The organism is Vibrio sp. 10N.286.45.E10 (genome assembly GCF_002874195.2).
GTDB lineage: Bacteria > Pseudomonadota > Gammaproteobacteria > Enterobacterales > Vibrionaceae > Vibrio > Vibrio crassostreae.
This window is the reverse complement of sequence record NZ_MCWD02000001.1, coordinates 545,744-562,631: the sequence shown is the minus strand read 5'-3', so window position 1 is coordinate 562,631 and position 16,888 is coordinate 545,744. Positions and strand designations below refer to the sequence as shown.

Sequence of the window (16,888 nt, the reverse complement as noted above, 5' to 3'; positions counted from 1 at the left end):
TTCAAGCTTATAGTTATTTGTTAAGCAATATTTATACCCAACTGGTAACGAATAGATGAAAAAAATAATTTCTTACTTATTTTCAATAAGTTCACTGATAACCATAAGCTTCAGTGCTCATGCCTCTTGGTATGAAGTTACCGGTACCGCAGCCATCGTATCGTCAGAGAGCGCCGCAAGGGTCCATGCTTTGGAAGACGCGGTATATAAAGCGATCCAGTTCTCAGGAGCCGACATTGGTAGCATTGCTAACCTCACGCCCTACCTCGACGCAAACAAGAAAGAATTTCAATTTACCAATCATGAAGTGCGTTACATCTTGGTAGAAAAAGAGAAAAAACGCAGTGGCAATATAATGATCACCGCAAGGATCGATATCTATCCTTCGGCAAATGCTTGCCATGAGAGCCAATACAAGAAGACATTTTTGGTAGGCAACATTGATGTGACTTCCCCACAGCAAGCTGTAATGGGCAGAATCTATAACATTGGTGATGATTTTGGCCATGTCGTGGATCGACAGCTGGCGCAAGAGTCTCGCAGCTTTGTTTCCGTTGGCACGACCAATTACGACATCGACAAGCGTCGACCAGAGGTGATCAAGATGATCGCCCAAGATACTGGCGCGCAGTACATCATTGGTGGTGACATTACCGATTTAACCGCGACCATCGAATCCAAGCTTTTGAAAGACGACATCATCAATCGTCAGTTTGCGTTAGAGATGCAAGTCTTCGATGGTAAAACAGGACACCAGGTTTACAACCGTAGCTATCGTGAAGTGGCAAAGTGGCCATTTGCTAAGACCAGTGAAGTGGACACCCGCAGTGCTCGTTTCTGGGCATCAACCTACGGCAGTATGATGCTGCGTGTTAGCCGCAATATTATGTTGGACTTGGAATCTGAAGTGTCATGTAAGATCACACTTCCAGAGGTGGCAGCGGTATTTGGTAACACGGTGACCATTGATTTAGGTCGAATGCATGGTGTTCAACAAGGTGACAAGCTGCAGCTATGGCACACAGGTTCGTTTATCGACCAACGCGGCTTGCCACGTAATAAGGTATCTCAAAGCGATATCACACTGACGGTTTCTCGCGTTTATGAAAACGAAGCAGAACTGACGATCGACCAACCAAGCCTTGCAGGAAGTATTCAAATTGGTGATGTGATGCAGAAAATCATGTAGTTAGCGACACGCCCGTCTCATAGTTTCTAATAAAGCCTTAGCACTTTTGTTAAGGCTTTATTTTTTTCATGGGTATTAGTTTCGGTTTTGCAGTATTTGGCGTAATCTTATTAATAACATAATCATCACTTAGCAAACTATGAGTCAGAATAATCTAATTGGTGCTACCGGTTACCGCTTTATCTCGAAAGGTAAAACCGCTTTTAAGATCCACATCCATACTCCCGAAGATACGGTGCTGCATCGGTCGGTCGGTTTTGTTCGTATGGGTGAAGACAAAGCACTAAAGAAAACCATTAAATTAAGAGATGAACTGGGCAGACAGCTTTGGGGTAAATTTTGGCCCAAAGTCCTCAAAGAGCCCTACCTAATGACGCGCCTGCCTCATAGTTTAGAACCCAAAATTGTATTCAAGCCAAATCCAACTCAGAGTGATCCTGAGCACCGCGACGAGTGCTACATCGCTAAGTGGCGCGTCTTCTCTGAGAATGGTGACTACAAGTACAAAACCAAGGTATGTTCAATCAGAAAGCACGGCCGACTTGCAGCTTATAGCCAAACCAAACGTGCGCTGCTTGATGCTCACAAAGACGTAATTGATCTACTTATATTTATGGGACGGTTGAACAGCATCGACTTAAAATAGGCTTAAATCCGATTAAGCTGACCGCCCATATTTTTCAGATACAAAAACAGCCGCACATTGCGGCTGTTTTTAATTTATGACGATCCATCGTGGCAATTTAGAGTATTGCTACATACAAAATCGATTACCTAGTTTCGGCATATCTCAGCCAGTGTCGCCAATCGGCGCTTAGACTCTTTCACATAAGGGTTGGCTTGATCCCATGCGTAACCCGCCAGAATTGAGCACACCATCTGCTTAATCTTTGGATTTGGATCTTGATAGAAAATCACATCCTGCAAAGCACCTGAGTACCACCCCTCAACATACGTTCTAAAGGTGTTTACACCAACCATCAAAGGAGCGGCATAATCGCGTTCCCAATCTACCTTCTCACCGTTAAGTTGCTTTTCGACACACTCAACCGCAAACTGTGCCGACTTCATCGCAATCGTCACGCCTGACGAGAACACCGGGTCAAGGAACTCACCAGCATTGCCAAGCAACGCGTACTTATCCGTCGCCAAATGTTTTACATTGGCAGAATAGCCACCAATTTCACCCGCAGGGTTTGGATACTCGGCGCTTGCCAGTATCTCAGCCAAGCCCGGCTCTTCCGCTGCCAGCTGTTTAATTGCAGCAATCTTGTCTTCTGGATAGGACTCAAAGAACTTAGGCTCTCCTACGACACCAAACGAAGAGACACCGTTACTAAACGGGATCAACCAATACCAAACATCAGGGTTGGTTGGATGCACAGAGATAAGAATTTTATTTCGGTCATATTCAAGATCGGTATCCACCTCTGCAATATGATCGTTAATGTGCGTAAAAATAGCTTTGCGTGGAGGGAGCGATGACGGCTCTGCCAAGTTAAGCATTTTTGGTAGCACTCGACCAAAACCACTGCCATCCAGAACGTATTGCGCTTCTATCTGATAACGCTCTCCACCCAGCACTTGTACATCTAAAATGGTGCTGTCGTCGGTGAAATTAATGCCCATTAACTCATGTTGGTAATCAATGCAGACACCCTGCGCCTCAGCCGTATCTGCCAAAACCTTATCAAAGGCACCTCGCTGAACCTGAAACGTAGTTCCAGGGCCAGAAGAGAACTTGTCTTCAAAATTAAACGCCGTATAAACGCCATTTTTGCGAAAGGCAGCGCCATCTTTGTATTGGAAGTTAGCGTTGATCACTGCGTCAGTCATCCCAGCCTGTTCAATCACTTCCATACAAGCTGGTAATAGGCTTTCACCAATAGAAAAGCGAGGGAATACGCTCTTTTCAATCACTCGAACATCGATGCCTTTTTTATGAAGTAAAGACGCAGCAATAGACCCTGATGGCCCAGCTCCGATGATCACCACTTGAGTTGATAGTTTTTTCATTATTTAAGCCATGTTTGTTATTTTTATTGCGCGCCAGCTTTCAATTCTAGAAGCGTGTGACCAAGACCGATATCGTCGGTACGCGTTACCACTTCAAAGCCCGCTTCTTCAACAATCTCTAAGAAATCTTCACAGCGGTAAAAACGACTGTTGCCATTGGCCAAGCAGGTAAAGTAGAGAGACGTCGCGTTTAAGCTATAAGAAGCCGCATCGTATTTCTGTGAATCCCAAAACAGTTCAAGGATATAGACAGTCGCATCTTCTGACATATGAGAGCGAACGCGCTTTAATATGCTCAGAATCTCCATTGGCGAGAAACAATCAAGGAACTGACTCATCCACCAAACATCCGCGCCCGTTGGCAGAGTTTGCTGTTTATCGAGCATATTCGCTGGGAATGACGTGACTCGCTCTTGATGACCATGCTTTGCCGCGTTTGCCATTGCCATTTCTAGCTGCTGTGGCAAATCAACAATCGTCACCTTAACGTCCGCATCATGGTTGCAGCATTTCATCGCCCACTTACCCGTGTTGCCGCCGATATCCACCAGCGACTTAGGTTTCTTGCTGAAGACTTTTTCAAGTAACACAGGGAACGAGCGATCCGAATAGAAGTGATCAAACTTGAACCAACTCTCTTTTGCTTTTTCTGGCAATTGAGACAAGCCTTGGTAAATGGTTTCCCAATCACCCAACTCTTTCAAGCCTGCAGGTGTGCCTTCTTCAATCGCTTCTGTTAGATGCATCATCGCGGCATAACAAACATCGGCTGTGAAATCCATGTTTGCGTTAGTCATACCATCATGCAGAAGGTAGAAACCAAGGTTAGCCATTTTGTAGTTAGGCTTTTCCCAAGTCACAATATGAGCACTTAACGCCATATCGAGCAGGACTTTCACGCCGTACTCAGAGACACCGGTCGATTCAGAGATAGACTCTGCTGGTAAACCCTCGTTGCCCGCGTCATCTAACGCTTTCAAAATGCCTAAATCACGAAGTGTACGAGCAGTATGAAAAACAATCGGAGCGAAAGACAATTTCTGCGCTTCTGTTTTTGCTTCTAATGCGTTGAATGGATCTAATTTATATTCCGACACGAAAAACCTAACTTTAAATAATAGAGAGTTACTCAGCTGCCATTTGCGCAAGCTTACGTTTAATATCAACGTTTAAGTTATTAACCCAACGGTTGTAATTACGGTGTATTTCACCATCGTCGTACTTCAAATTCTCTGATTCAACGTAAAGAATAGAGTAAAACTTATCACTATAAGGAATTTCAACCACAGCGTGGTGCGAACGAACATACAATTCAGCGCGGATCAAACCAGGCTTTATTTCTGAAACCAACCAGCCTCGATTTTCAGCAGATTCAGAAATAGCTGATTTAACCTGTTTACTTTGAAGATTCAGTGCAACTGGAGTATCCTCAACATTCATTACAGGTTGGACGCGTCCACATCCTGCAAGAACGAATATGAATAACATTGAAACTGCTATTTTTAGTAATTTCATTTAAATTCCTTATCTGTGTTTATTTATAAGCGCGCATAGTATTTAGTTAGACTCAAAGCAAATCAATACTCTATGTCAAATCAATCCCAATTAATGTCGTTTAATATTGAGAAATGGTCTGCAAATTCAGCGGGGCTCAATTCTATTGCTGAATGGCAAGCGTGGAGCACTAATTTAGATTGGCCACAAGATGGCTCAACTGAATTTAAAGCTATTCCTCCAATGATGCGCCGCCGAATGAGTGTGCAAAGCAAACTTGCTGTCCAAACCGCGTTAACCCTATTAAAAGACACCTCGATTGATTATCTGGTCTTTGCTAGCCGACATGGTGAGTTGCATCGAACCGCCACTTTGATTCAGTCGATATTAGAAGGTGACGATGCCTCACCAATGGCGTTCTCGCAGTCGGTACATAATACCGCAGCCGGTCTAACCACCATTGCCGCCAAAGCACCGATTCCACTGACTTCAATAGCCGCAGGGCAAGATACTTTCCATAACGCTCTGATCGAAGCTTATCTTTACCTTCATCAATATCCGTCGCATCGAGTGTTAGTTATCGATTTCGACCAACCTCTGCCCGAGCTCTACCAAGAGTACGAAACACAGAACTTTGCTGATTATGCGCTGGGCTTAGTGCTCACCGCTGGCAGTGAATGCTCTATTACTAGGACAGTAGAGACCAACCAAGCATCTTCCGTGTTACCACAAGGGTTAGAAATGCTCCAACATATCTTATTAGGTACAAATAAGTGGGCTATTGCTGGCAAGCACCAAACTTGGTCTTGGGTAAATAACACCGAGACAGGTACAGCGTAATGAGCAGAGTAGACCAGTATTGGCGAGTATTCGCGACAGGCCTCTGCTTTACCATCTTTGGTTTGGGTGGCTTAGTATTGAGCTTCTTAATCTTACCGACTATCGCGCTAACCACTCCAAATACCATTAAAAGAGAGCTTAAAGCACAGCGATTAATCCGTTTCTCATTCAATGCGTTTTGCCAGATCATGAAGTTCACCGGAGCAATCGATTACCGAATTGATGGTGCAGAACTACTGCGTAACGACCGTAACTGCATTATCGTCGCAAACCACCCAAGTTTGATTGACTATGTGCTGATCGCCTCCCAACTTCCTCAATGTGATTGCCTCGTCAAAGCGGCCATTTGGGAAAACCCTTTTATGAAAAGGATTGTCAAAGCGGCAGGTTATATACCGAACCAAGCCCCTGACGATCTTTTAGAGCGCTGTGAAGAACGCTTCTCACGTGGCAATGTCCTGCTGATTTTTCCCGAAGGAACTCGCACAACGCCAGGAATTGAACCATCCTTACAGCGTGGGGCGGCACAAATCGCGACTCGAACACAAACCGATTTACGCGTGATTCATATTACGGTTTCTCCGACATTCTTAACGAAAGAGAAAAAATGGTATCAAGTTCCTGCGTCGAAGCCCTTTTTTCATGTCGCGGTGAAAGGTAAAATAGAAGTCGAACCATTTATTGAAGGCTCAAATAATTTAACTTCGGCAGCAAGGCGCCTTAATCATCATCTTGCACAAACAATTTTCCCTTCCGAAGAAAACATTTAGCGTATCAATAACATAACAGGCGATATCGGCATTTCGAAAATACCTCATATAATGTAGAATCGCCCCTTTAAAGCAGCATTCAGATAAAGCATTAAGTAGGCCAAAGTGGAAACATTACACAACGAACTGAAACAACTGATCATCGACGCATTGAACCTTGAAGACATGAGCATTGATGAGATTGAAACGGAAGCTCCACTATTTGGTGATGGACTTGGACTAGACTCTATCGATGCCCTTGAGCTTGGCCTTGCTATCAAGAAAAAGTACAACATTGTTATCGATGCAGATGATTCAAACACTCGACAGCACTTTGCGTCAGTTGAAAATCTAGCGAACTACATCTCTTCTCAAACGAATAACTAGACAGATCTTTATGACACAAGCTAACCAACAAGAAGTATACAACCAGGTTAAAGATGCGCTTATTGAGCTGTTCGAGCTTGATGCTGAAGATATCACCCCTGAAGCTCATCTCTATCTTGATCTAGACCTAGACAGCATTGATGCCGTTGATTTGGTCGTTCACCTACAGAACGTCACAGGTAAGAAGATCAAACCTGAAGAGTTCAAAGCAGTGCGCACCGTTAATGACGTTGTCGAATCTGTGGTTGAACTATTGAAGGACGCCTAATGCGTCCTCTGCTGACTTTACTGTCGGCAATTATACTTTTCACTTATCCAATAGCGGTTTACTTTGGACTCAACAAGTTTGGCTTACAAACCGTTGGTATTGCCTTAGCCGCTATCTTTGCTGTACGCATTTTCACCGGCGGTCAGGCTAAAATCAAAGAGCTAAAACACCTAGCTTGGATCAGTGGAAGTGCCGGTATTGTTCTGCTGGCTTTAGGCTTAGCCTTTAAGCAACACGGCTGGCTAACCTATTATCCCGTTATCGTTAATGTTTGTATGCTGGTTGTATTCGCTTCGAGCCTATGGCAACCACAAACGATTATCGAACGTCTTGCTCGCCTTCAAGAGCCTGAACTTCCGCAAAGTGGCGTTGATTACACACGACAAGTCACCAAAGTGTGGTGCTTGTTCTTTGTTATCAATGGCTCTATTGCCCTTTACACCTGCTTCCAACCGCTAGAAGTATGGACCCTATACAATGGCTTACTCAGCTATCTGTTTGCAGGGTTACTCTTTGCAGGAGAGTGGGTAGTAAGACAGCGCATTCGTCAGAGTTAAATTGTTATGACCCAAACCGTATCTTACACCTCGTTGTCTGAGCTTCTCAACCAGGACAGAACCCCTGAATCTATTGTCTGCTTTGACGACAATAGCGAGATTACGTGGCAAACATTTAACGACGACTTATCTCAACTCGTACAATTTTTGTCTTTATCCCCTTTTCAACGAATCGCGATTTGTACCCAAGACAGCTACCTATTTACGGTGGCCTTTTTGGCATGTGCAGCAGCCAACAAACACATCATCTTACCGGGCAACTACCAGCCATGTGCGCTTGCTGAGTTAAGTAAGCAGTTTGATTGCCTGCTAGTTGATAACTCGATTGGCGAAGTTGAGGTGAGTGACGTTCGTAATATCCAAACCTTATTGGATTCAAACACTGAAGCACAAAAACCTCTAACCGAGAATCTTACGACCATTGATTTGGCAACAGTCCCATTAACTCTGTTCACTTCAGGTTCAAGTGGCACGCCAAAAGCGATAGATAAAACGTTAGAACACCTAGATATTGAAACGGCTCAGTTACACAAGAACTGGGATGCTTTACTCAAGGGAAACCGAATCCAAAGCACCGTTTCCCACCAACACATCTATGGCCTGCTGTTTAGAATCTTATGGCCGCTCTGTTCTGGTGTGCCATTTGCTCGAAACAACCTTGAGTACCCAGAACAAATTCTGTCTCATGCCAATAAAAACTGTGTTCTGATCAGCAGCCCTGCGCTACTCAAGCGATTAAAGCATGAGACCAACAAGGTACAACTTGCAGGAATCTTCTCTTCAGGTGGCCCATTGCCTACCGAGTCGGCTCACCAGTCACGAGATCTACTAGGACATTTACCTATCGAGGTATTTGGCAGCACAGAGACCGGTGGCATCGCCTTTCGCCAACAAGAGAACGCTCAAACCCCTTGGCAGCTTTTTGACTGTATTGAGGCTAGTCTCAACAGTGAGAATTGCATTAAGTTATTGTCGCCGTATATCGATAAGAATAACTGGTATCAAACCGCTGATGAGTGCGAAATGGTCTCAGATAATCAATTCATATTGAAGGGCCGAACCGACCGAGTGATCAAGATAGAAGAGAAACGAGTATCACTGGTTGAAGTGGAGAAACGACTGGAGCAACTGCCTTGGATAAGTGAGTGCGTGGTGATTCCATTTGAGGAGCCTGAGCGATTAATCTTAGCCTCTGTTTTGGTATTATCAGATGAAGGCCAAGCCGCTCTATCGACCATGAGCAAAGGCAAATTCTGGTTGATGCTGCGTACAGAGCTCAGAAAGTGGTTAGAGCCAATCGCTATCCCACGAAAGTATCGTATTGTTGATGAGATTCCTCTCAACAGCCAAGGCAAGCGATTAACGTCTCACATAGAACAGCTAATAAAATCATAGAAACCGCTGATCGTATTTTACACTGAGATTATCTTTTTATATTTTTGTCAAAGAACCAATATTTGCCCAAGGATTCTAAGCACGCCCTATGGATAAAAGAAAACCAAACATCATTGCTGTAGACACGGTAGCAAATGAATCGACCCTGACACTTCATGTTAGCGGAGATATCACCGATTTTAAGGGGCACTTCAAGAGCTTCCCTATTCTACCTGGCGTCACGCAAATTGATTGGGCACTTCACTACGCAATCCAAGAGTTAGGCGTTCCTGGTTTCTTTAAAGGAATGGAAGTCATCAAGTTCCAAGAGCCTATCCTGCCTGATGCTACAATCCAGCTATCACTCAAATGGGATGCTGACAAAGACAAGCTGAGCTTTAGTTACACCTCAAACAACGGTGAACGGACCCACTCTTCAGGCAAAATGAAGCTGGGAGAAAAAAGTGAATAGCGCTCCCGTCGAGGCTACTTCTCAACATCCAACAGAAGAAAGCAGCTACAAGGCTTGCTTCCTTATCCCGTGCTTTAACCATGGCACAACCATGCCTACTGTGGTCTCGTCGCTCCATCACTTTGAGTTGCCGATCATCATCGTTGACGATGGCAGTGAACTGACCACAAAACAGTTTCTGGCTCCTCTTGAAGAGCACTCACACGTAACCTTGGTGACACTTGAGCAGAACCAAGGCAAAGGCGGTGCAGTAAAAGCCGGTATCAAAAAAGCACACGAACTCGGCTTTAGCCACGCCATTCAAATTGATGCTGACGGACAACACGACCTTGAAGCCTTACCAACATTAATTGAGGCCTCACAAGCTAAGCCACAACGTCTGATATCAGGCCAGCCTGTTTATGACGAGAGCGTGCCTAAGGCAAGGCTCTATGGGCGCTACGCGACACACATTTGGGTATGGATAGAAACCCTATCTCTATCAATTAAAGACAGCATGTGTGGCTTTAGAGCGTACCCTGTCGACCAAACACTAGCAGTGCTAAGCAAATACGATGTTGGGTCTCGAATGGACTTCGATATCGAGATTTTGGTTCGCCTGTATTGGGAAAGCTGCGACATCGACTTCGTTGAAACGCGGGTTATCTATCCTGAAAACGGCATCTCTCATTTCGATGCGCTGTGGGACAACGTAAAAATCAGCTGGATGCACACGCGTCTTTTCTTCGGCATGCTACCAAGAGCACCAAAACTGATTGCTCGCCATTTCAAATCCGATTCAGCTGATAATAACCAAAATTTATCGACTGATTCAGAGCCGCAAGCTTCTGAACAACCACACTGGTCTCGCACTCAAGAACGCGGCACCGTGTTAGGCATCAAACTACTATTAGCCATTTATACCTTGTTAGGTCGCGGTGTATTCAACCTGATTTTACGTGGTGTGATGCGTTACTACCACTTGACGGGCAAGCGCGCGCGAAACGCTTCTGAGCAATACTTGTTTCAACTAAAGGCGTACGCAGAGCAGCAGAACATAGAGTTACCCGCAGAGCTAACCAGCTATAACCATCTGCTTTCATTTGGCCATACCATGTTAGACAAGCTCGCTGCATGGAAAGGTGATTTCTCGGCAGATAATCTGACTATTCATGGCCAAGACCAGTTCGAGAGCATGGTGGCAAACCAACAAGGTGTGCTAATCCTTGGATCTCACCTTGGCAATATTGAGCTGTGCCGAGCTTTAGGTCGCAGACACTCGAACATCAAAATCAATGCTTTGGTTTTTACAGAACACGCTGAACGTTTTAATTCCGTGATGAAAGCCGTGAACCCGCAATCTGACTTAAACTTGATTCAGGTGACATCGATGGGGCCTGATACCGCTATCTTGTTGCAACAAAAACTGGAGCAAGGCGAATGGATCGTGATTGTTGGCGATAGAACCTCCACCAGCAAAGAGAGTCGCTCAGTATGGGCAGAGTTCTTGGGTAAGGAAGCGCCGTTCCCTCAAGGACCATTTATGTTAGCCTCTGTTCTCAAAGCACCCGTATTTTTGCTGTTTGGTTTACGTGACGACTCACAGAGAAAACCGCACTTTAATGTCTATTTTGAGCATTTTAGCGACAAAATCGAATTACCTAGAAAGACCCGCGAACAATCTTTAAAGCAAGTCGTTCAACAATACGCAGACCGACTTCAGCACTACACACTGAGAGCACCGCTTCAGTGGTACAACTTTTTTAATTTTTGGACATTGAGCAAGCACCATGACGAAAAAGAATCCAAATAGCATCACCTTTGGTGCCGAACGCCTCACGATTGAGGATGTTGTCGCTATCTCACAGGGCGCAAAAGCCTCGATGAACTCAAGTGAAGCATTCACATCTAAGATCGACCGTGGTGTCGCTTTCTTAGAACGCCTACTGAAAGAGGAAGGCGTAATTTATGGTGTAACAACGGGCTACGGTGATTCATGTACCGTTGCGATTCCACCAAATCTTGTTGATGAATTGCCACTGCATCTGACGCGCTTTCACGGCTGTGGTTTAGGTGAAATACTATCTCACGAGCAAGCTCGCGCAGTATTAGCAACGCGTCTTTGTTCCTTGTCACAAGGCGTATCTGGTGTGACTCATGATTTGCTCAACCAGATCGTTACTCTGATCAACCAAGATATCTCACCGCGTATTCCGCAAGAAGGTTCTGTTGGTGCCAGTGGCGACTTAACGCCGCTATCATACTTAGCAGCAGCACTGATCGGCGAACGCGATGTCATCTACAAAGGTGAAGTGCGCCCAACCAGTGACGTCTACAAAGAGCTAGGCATTCGCCCTATCAAGCTTAAGCCAAAAGAAGGCTTGGCATTGATGAATGGTACGTCTGTCATGACGGCATTAGCGTGTATCGCTTATAAGCGTGCAGAATACCTAGCTCAGCTATCAACTAAGATCACGGCTATGGTATCGGTCGGTATGCACGGCAATGACTTCCACTTCGATGAAGCCTTGTTCGCAGTAAAACCTCATCCGGGTCAACAACAAGTGGCTGCATGGCTGCGTGATGATCTGCAAGCAGATCGCCCGCCACGTAACAGTGACCGCCTACAAGATCGTTACTCTCTGCGCTGTGCTCCACATGTTATCGGTGTGGTTCAAGACTCTCTACCTTGGCTTCGCCAGATGATCGAGAACGAGTTAAACAGTGCAAACGACAACCCAATTATCGATGGTGATAACGAACGCGTACTGCACGGTGGACACTTCTATGGTGGTCATATCGCAATGGCAATGGATACACTAAAAACTGCCGTAGCCAACCTTGCTGACCTGCTTGATCGCCAAATGGCCCAGCTGATGGATTACAAGTTCAACAACGGTCTGCCATTCAACCTAACCGGTGCTGAAGGCGAACGTAAGCCAATCAACCACGGCTTCAAAGCAGTACAAATCGGCGTGTCAGCTTGGACAGCAGAAGCATTGAAACACACCATGCCAGCAAGCGTGTTTTCTCGTTCAACAGAGTGTCACAACCAAGACAAAGTCAGCATGGGCACCATTGCAGCTCGTGATTGCCTTCGTGTTCTTGAACTAACGGAACAAGTAGCGGCAGCATCACTTCTGGCGGGTACACAAGCGCTTGAACTTCGTAAACGCCACAATGAGCTTGATGAGCACCACATGAGTGAGAACCTAAAGCATATTCGCGACGAAGTGCTTAAAGAGTTTGAATTTATCGTTGAAGATCGACCACTTGAAGGCGATCTACGTCACTTCATTGCTCGTATTCAAAGTCAGCACTGGTCACTTTACCCATAAAGTAGCTAACTTCATAAAGTAGCTGCCCCTTTACGCAATATTGTTGAGAGCGATTTATGTCTGAAGTTCTTCATCCATTACAATCTGAGGTGACACTTATCACCTCATTCCAAGATGCCGATCCAATGGGCGTGATCTATCACGGCAACTACTTCCGATTTTTTGAAGAAGTTAGGCGCATCATGATGGATAAGATTGAGTACAACTACCATGAGATGAAGGATTCAGGCTACATGTGGCCGATCATCGACACGCGCGTAAAATACATTAAGGCGATACCGTTTAATCACAAGATTAAGGTCACGGCGAAGCTCACCGAGTGGGAAAACCGCCTGCGCGTCGATTATGAAATTCATGATGCCCTAACCGGTGCTCGCATGACTCGAGCACACACAATGCAGGTCGCGGTGACCATTGAAGAGCAAGAGATGTGCTTCGCTTCGCCGAACGTGTTTACCGACAAGGTAGAACACTGGCATCAATTTGGCTGCTTATCCCAATCAACTGAGCAGCAGCCAAGCGACCAACAATCAGACCCATCTCAAGTATCTAACACACAGCAGGTGAAACATGAGTCTGTTTAAGCGTGGACGTAAGCAAATCAGCATCGTACTACTAGGGCTTGCCTCTGTGATGGCGAGTAACCTTGTTATTGCTAACGAAAATTCAGCAACCATCGGCTCTATTTCAGATCTGCAAACTGTATTAAGCGCAAACAACATAGTGCGTGGTGAGTTCACTCAAACACGCAACATGGAAATGTTCGCCCAGCCTTTGACGTCACAAGGTACTTTCCTGTTAGACAAGTCGAACGGTTTGCTTTGGACACAAGCTACCCCCTTCCCTGTGAGTTTGGTGCTCACCGATAACAAACTGAGCCAAAGGTTTGCCGATCAACCCGCTAAAATCATTACCGATAAAGAAAACCCAATGGCGTTTTATTTCAGCCATATCTTCTTGTCGGTGTTTCATGGGGATACGCAAAAACTTCAGGAACAGTTCGCACTCGATTTTGAGCCTGCAACTGCCACAAGCTCTGATGAAAATACAGAGAATAAGTCTTGGACACTGACTCTAAAGCCTAAAAGTGCACCGATGAACGCGGTATTTGAAGCCATTACTCTGCAAGGTCAAAATGATATTGAACGCATTGAACTGAGAGAGATTCGTGGAGACAGCACGGTGATCGAATTTAGTCAGTTAAGCCATCTACCGGAAGTATTATCAGATGCTGAAGCGCAACAATTCCAACTCTAGTCTTGCCCTTGTTTGGCTTGTTGTCGTCATGCTATTTAGCGGATTGTTGATAAAACAATTCGCTTTTTCTTCGTCGGTACCGATTGAAAGCAACATTCTAAAATTACTGCCAGAAAACCAGCAAGACCCAATGGTCGAGCAAGCCTTTCAGCAGATATCCAGCTCGATGAGCGAGCAGGTGGTGTTTATCATCAGCGCCCCCGACGTTGACCAAGCCATGATTGCGACCGACGCTTTTGAAAAAGCTCTCAACCAAAGAGCCTTTTCAAGTCAGCCAACTCTGTTTCAGCAAGTTCAAGGCAAAATCAGCGCCAGCACCCAAAGCCAATGGAGCGATTTCTACTTTCGTCACCGAGCTCAACTGCTGACTCAACAACAAAAAGAGACGCTGACCCACTCGCCTGATTCGCGATCTCAATACGTCATTCAGTCTCTGTACAATCCGTTCTCAGGCGTCACTGCAGCCGAACTGTCGATGGATCCATTTTTACTATTTCGCGACTACATCAGTGCTGTTGGCGTTCAATCAAGTAACTTTGTTCTGAAAGAGGGATACCTCACCGCTCAATCTAATGACCAAACTCATATTTTGGTGACGGCGACTTTGGCGGGTTCACCTTATAGCTTGGCCATTCAAGAGCAACTTCCCGATCTTGATTCAATTGAGCGCGAAGTCGAAAAGCAGTTTGGCGTCAAAGTGCAGCATACCGGTGTGGTGTTCTACGCCAATTACGGTACCGAAAGTGCGAAATCAGAAATCAGTACCATTGGTTTGGGCTCTTTGGCAGGTGTTATTTTATTGGTGTGGCTGACGTTTCGTAGTGCCCTACCACTTGCATTATCTTTGCTATCAATCAGTACTGGGTTATTGGTTGCGCTGGCAAGCACCGTCGCTATCTTCGGTAAAGTTCATCTGTTTAGTTTGGTGTTCGGTGCTAGCTTGATTGGCGTATCGATCGATTACTCCTTTCACTACCTGACTGACCGCTTGGCAGCTGGAAGTAAATGGCAAAGTGACAAAGGCTTGAAGCACATTCTCATTGCGATCACCTTGGGTCTTATCACGAGCTTAATTGGCTACTTAGGTTTGCTGGTCGCGCCTTTCCCGGGATTGCAGCAACTTGCTCTGTTTTCGTCGATTGGGCTGATCGCAGCTTACGCCAGTGTGGTGTGTTGGTATCCCGTTTTAGCGGCAAAACCAAGCCAAGAACGCCCTCTTCCCCTGTCGAAGCTTTGGCATACTTGGTTAAACCTCTGGAGCAACCAAAAATTTAGAATTGGCTTACCGTTAGCTGTGACTGTCTTGAGCCTGATATCACTCAGTCAAATTCGTTACGACGACGATATTCGCCAGCTTCAGGCTATGCCCGAACAACTCAAACAACAAGAGCAAGCCATTACTGAGATATCAGGGTTAGGCAGTGGTCAAAATATGCTTTTGGTCACAGCTCAGAGCGACCAAAAGCTACTCAAAAAATTGACAGAAATCACCACAAGCTTAGATTCGCTAGTCAATAGCCAAGGTATCTCCGGGTATCGCAGCATCAATCAACACTTGTTAAGTAAACAAGAACAGCATGATAACTATCAGTTGGTTGAACAACTCTATAGCCAACAAAGTCATATATTACAAAGCTCTTTCGGTTGGTCTACCTTTCCAGAACTACCAAAATTCGAACCAATCACAGTATCTGGATTTTTGGAGTCTCCGGTATCAGAACCCGTTCGACCACTTTGGTTAAAACCTATCGACGGGCAAGCAGCGTCGGTCATTTTGATAAAAGACGTCACTGATGCTGAGCTGTTCTCACAGTGGTTGGAGTCAGATTTTGCTCAGAAGCAAGGTGTGAAACACCTCAATAAAGCGGATGAAATCTCCTCTCTTTTTGCTGAGTACCGCGTCAAGATTACCGAGCTGTTATTGATAGCATTGGCAGCTATTGGCATGCTGTTAGGCTGGCGCTATGGTGTGAGGCAAAGCCTGTTAATGCTGTTGCCTTCATTGATTGCAGGCGTAGCAGGTTTGGCGGTGACCGGAGTTTTAGGCTCGACACTGAACCTATTTAACCTGCTTGGTTTGATTCTGATTTTAGGGATTGGCATAGACTACACCCTGTTTTTTGCTGAGCAAAAGAAATCGCTGAGCACCTTATTAGCGATCACCTTATCAGGTCTCACAACACTACTTTCATTCGGCTTACTATCACTAAGTCAGACTCATGCTATTCATAGCTTCGGGGTGACGGTTCTGACAGGGATCCTTGTCGCTTGGCTACTTTCTCCACTCGCGATCAACATAAGTAAAAACGTAGAACGACCAATTTCTCGAGAGGCTTTTAGATGATCCAGACATTAAAGGTAACCTTCGCCATGCTAGTGGGCATTCTAATGAGTGCCTGCTCGATGGTTTCTCAGCAGCCAAGTGGTGCGAGTGTGTCTATCGATCAAGACACCGAGCTAGCACTACCACTTCCAGCTGAACTGGGATACTCATTAACGGCCAGTCAGTTGATTGGCGCTACGTGGGAAAATGATACACAGCAGCTTCCGGTTCAAGTCGAAGTCACACCAGGTAAAGTGGTTTTAGCAGGATTCTCTTCTTGGGGTACACGTATCTTATCGCTGCAATATCAAAACCAAGCCATTGAAACGCAAGTGCTATCTGGCCTTGGTGCGACACTGCCGCAGCCGGAACAAGTGCTATTTAATTTAATGCTCACCTTGTGGCCAGCAGAAGCATGGGCTCAGCCTTTGCAAGGCATCGGTTGGCACCTAGTCGATACCGACAAAACAAGAACCGTTTTTGACGATAACCAACAAGCCATCATTCGTATTGAATACCAAGCAAAAGTCGGCGAACCAAAGACATCTGGAGAGATTGTTTTCAAGCATCTCATCCAAGGCTACAACATTACCATACAAACGTTGAACTCAACGATTGTCGACAATCCAAGTAAGAGTTGAACAC

The 16,888-nt window shown here is 45.4% G+C and carries 18 protein-coding genes; 15 read left to right on the top strand and 3 right to left on the bottom strand.

Annotated features, from left to right (window positions below):
* Positions 1 to 55: 55 nt before the first annotated feature.
* Together BCU34_RS02435 and BCU34_RS02430 are read left to right on the top strand one after the other, a co-directional pair.
* Complete coding sequence (locus BCU34_RS02435; protein WP_048615749.1) at positions 56 to 1,189, top strand: flagellar assembly protein FlgT; 1,134 nt, start codon at positions 56 to 58, stop codon at positions 1,187 to 1,189.
* A 139-nt stretch (positions 1,190 to 1,328) separates the two neighbouring features.
* A complete protein-coding gene (locus BCU34_RS02430) occupies positions 1,329 to 1,835 on the top strand; it encodes a hypothetical protein (protein ID WP_017062268.1) in 507 nt (168 codons plus the stop codon).
* Positions 1,836 to 1,963: 128 nt separating this feature from the next.
* On the opposite strand, the gene BCU34_RS02425 is transcribed toward BCU34_RS02430, so the two are convergent.
* The 3 genes from BCU34_RS02425 to BCU34_RS02415 are packed head-to-tail and all read right to left on the bottom strand — an operon-like array spanning position 1,964 to position 4,720.
* Positions 1,964 to 3,205, bottom strand: coding sequence for an NAD(P)/FAD-dependent oxidoreductase (locus tag BCU34_RS02425; RefSeq protein ID WP_102480665.1), 1,242 nt, complete (start codon positions 3,203 to 3,205; stop codon positions 1,964 to 1,966).
* Positions 3,206 to 3,228: 23 nt separating this feature from the next.
* Positions 3,229 to 4,302, bottom strand: a complete 1,074-nt coding sequence (locus tag BCU34_RS02420; protein ID WP_102480666.1) for a methyltransferase — start codon at positions 4,300 to 4,302, stop codon at positions 3,229 to 3,231.
* Between the two features lie 28 nt (positions 4,303 to 4,330).
* The gene (locus BCU34_RS02415) at positions 4,331 to 4,720 is read right to left on the bottom strand and encodes a hypothetical protein (protein ID WP_017062271.1); all 390 of its coding nucleotides are present in this window, start codon (positions 4,718 to 4,720) and stop codon (positions 4,331 to 4,333) included.
* A gap of 72 nt (positions 4,721 to 4,792) precedes the next feature.
* Here BCU34_RS02415 and BCU34_RS02410 point away from each other — a divergent pair, with 72 nt between their 5' ends.
* The 13 genes from BCU34_RS02410 to BCU34_RS02350 all read left to right on the top strand — a co-directional run bounded on the left by BCU34_RS02410 (position 4,793) and on the right by BCU34_RS02350 (position 16,884).
* Positions 4,793 to 5,539, top strand: a complete 747-nt coding sequence (locus BCU34_RS02410; protein WP_170960835.1) for a beta-ketoacyl synthase chain length factor — start codon at positions 4,793 to 4,795, stop codon at positions 5,537 to 5,539.
* Positions 5,539 to 6,309 carry a lysophospholipid acyltransferase family protein gene (locus tag BCU34_RS02405; RefSeq protein ID WP_048661930.1) on the top strand — a complete coding sequence of 257 codons (771 nt, stop codon included), beginning with the start codon at positions 5,539 to 5,541 and terminating at the stop codon, positions 6,307 to 6,309. The genes BCU34_RS02410 and BCU34_RS02405 overlap by 1 nt, the downstream gene beginning before the upstream one ends.
* A gap of 105 nt (positions 6,310 to 6,414) precedes the next feature.
* Positions 6,415 to 6,675: a phosphopantetheine-binding protein gene (locus BCU34_RS02400; protein WP_004736154.1), complete on the top strand. Its 261-nt coding sequence runs from the start codon at positions 6,415 to 6,417 to the stop codon at positions 6,673 to 6,675.
* A 10-nt stretch (positions 6,676 to 6,685) separates the two neighbouring features.
* On the top strand, positions 6,686 to 6,943 hold the full coding sequence (locus BCU34_RS02395; protein WP_004739745.1) for an acyl carrier protein: 258 nt from the start codon (positions 6,686 to 6,688) through the stop codon (positions 6,941 to 6,943).
* On the top strand, positions 6,943 to 7,500 hold the full coding sequence (locus BCU34_RS02390) for a septation protein IspZ (protein WP_048669155.1): 558 nt from the start codon (positions 6,943 to 6,945) through the stop codon (positions 7,498 to 7,500). Before BCU34_RS02395 ends, BCU34_RS02390 begins: the two co-directional genes overlap by 1 nt.
* Positions 7,501 to 7,506: 6 nt before the next feature.
* Positions 7,507 to 8,895 carry an AMP-binding protein gene (locus tag BCU34_RS02385; protein ID WP_102480668.1) on the top strand — a complete coding sequence of 463 codons (1,389 nt, stop codon included), beginning with the start codon at positions 7,507 to 7,509 and terminating at the stop codon, positions 8,893 to 8,895.
* 88 nt (positions 8,896 to 8,983) lie between these two features.
* Positions 8,984 to 9,346, top strand: coding sequence for a 3-hydroxyacyl-ACP dehydratase (locus tag BCU34_RS02380; protein WP_102480669.1), 363 nt, complete (start codon positions 8,984 to 8,986; stop codon positions 9,344 to 9,346).
* A complete protein-coding gene (locus tag BCU34_RS02375; RefSeq protein ID WP_102480670.1) occupies positions 9,339 to 11,138 on the top strand; it encodes a glycosyltransferase family 2 protein in 1,800 nt (599 codons plus the stop codon). Before BCU34_RS02380 ends, BCU34_RS02375 begins: the two co-directional genes overlap by 8 nt.
* Positions 11,116 to 12,663 (top strand): HAL/PAL/TAL family ammonia-lyase, encoded by a 1,548-nt coding sequence (locus BCU34_RS02370; RefSeq protein ID WP_102480671.1) that lies wholly within the window; start codon positions 11,116 to 11,118, stop codon positions 12,661 to 12,663. The genes BCU34_RS02375 and BCU34_RS02370 overlap by 23 nt, the downstream gene beginning before the upstream one ends.
* Positions 12,664 to 12,719: 56 nt before the next feature.
* Positions 12,720 to 13,247, top strand: a complete 528-nt coding sequence (locus tag BCU34_RS02365; RefSeq protein ID WP_102480672.1) for an acyl-CoA thioesterase — start codon at positions 12,720 to 12,722, stop codon at positions 13,245 to 13,247.
* A complete protein-coding gene (locus tag BCU34_RS02360; protein ID WP_102480673.1) occupies positions 13,234 to 13,920 on the top strand; it encodes a LolA family protein in 687 nt (228 codons plus the stop codon). The genes BCU34_RS02365 and BCU34_RS02360 overlap by 14 nt, the downstream gene beginning before the upstream one ends.
* The gene (locus tag BCU34_RS02355) at positions 13,892 to 16,264 is read left to right on the top strand and encodes an MMPL family transporter (RefSeq protein ID WP_102480674.1); all 2,373 of its coding nucleotides are present in this window, start codon (positions 13,892 to 13,894) and stop codon (positions 16,262 to 16,264) included. Before BCU34_RS02360 ends, BCU34_RS02355 begins: the two co-directional genes overlap by 29 nt.
* Positions 16,261 to 16,884, top strand: coding sequence for a DUF3261 domain-containing protein (locus BCU34_RS02350; RefSeq protein ID WP_102480675.1), 624 nt, complete (start codon positions 16,261 to 16,263; stop codon positions 16,882 to 16,884). Before BCU34_RS02355 ends, BCU34_RS02350 begins: the two co-directional genes overlap by 4 nt.
* Positions 16,885 to 16,888 lie beyond the last annotated feature (4 nt).

Coding starts and splice junctions, on each gene's coding strand:
- BCU34_RS02415 (WP_017062271.1), bottom strand. CDS start 4,720: ATGAAATTACTAAAAATAGCAGTTTCAATGTTATTCATATTCGTTCTT.
- BCU34_RS02360 (WP_102480673.1), top strand. CDS start 13,234: ATGAGTCTGTTTAAGCGTGGACGTAAGCAAATCAGCATCGTACTACTA.
- BCU34_RS02430 (WP_017062268.1), top strand. CDS start 1,329: ATGAGTCAGAATAATCTAATTGGTGCTACCGGTTACCGCTTTATCTCG.
- BCU34_RS02390 (WP_048669155.1), top strand. CDS start 6,943: ATGCGTCCTCTGCTGACTTTACTGTCGGCAATTATACTTTTCACTTAT.
- BCU34_RS02365 (WP_102480672.1), top strand. CDS start 12,720: ATGTCTGAAGTTCTTCATCCATTACAATCTGAGGTGACACTTATCACC.
- BCU34_RS02385 (WP_102480668.1), top strand. CDS start 7,507: ATGACCCAAACCGTATCTTACACCTCGTTGTCTGAGCTTCTCAACCAG.
- BCU34_RS02410 (WP_170960835.1), top strand. CDS start 4,793: ATGTCAAATCAATCCCAATTAATGTCGTTTAATATTGAGAAATGGTCT.
- BCU34_RS02380 (WP_102480669.1), top strand. CDS start 8,984: ATGGATAAAAGAAAACCAAACATCATTGCTGTAGACACGGTAGCAAAT.
- BCU34_RS02425 (WP_102480665.1), bottom strand. CDS start 3,205: ATGAAAAAACTATCAACTCAAGTGGTGATCATCGGAGCTGGGCCATCA.
- BCU34_RS02370 (WP_102480671.1), top strand. CDS start 11,116: ATGACGAAAAAGAATCCAAATAGCATCACCTTTGGTGCCGAACGCCTC.
- BCU34_RS02435 (WP_048615749.1), top strand. CDS start 56: ATGAAAAAAATAATTTCTTACTTATTTTCAATAAGTTCACTGATAACC.
- BCU34_RS02355 (WP_102480674.1), top strand. CDS start 13,892: ATGCTGAAGCGCAACAATTCCAACTCTAGTCTTGCCCTTGTTTGGCTT.
- BCU34_RS02395 (WP_004739745.1), top strand. CDS start 6,686: ATGACACAAGCTAACCAACAAGAAGTATACAACCAGGTTAAAGATGCG.
- BCU34_RS02350 (WP_102480675.1), top strand. CDS start 16,261: ATGATCCAGACATTAAAGGTAACCTTCGCCATGCTAGTGGGCATTCTA.
- BCU34_RS02405 (WP_048661930.1), top strand. CDS start 5,539: ATGAGCAGAGTAGACCAGTATTGGCGAGTATTCGCGACAGGCCTCTGC.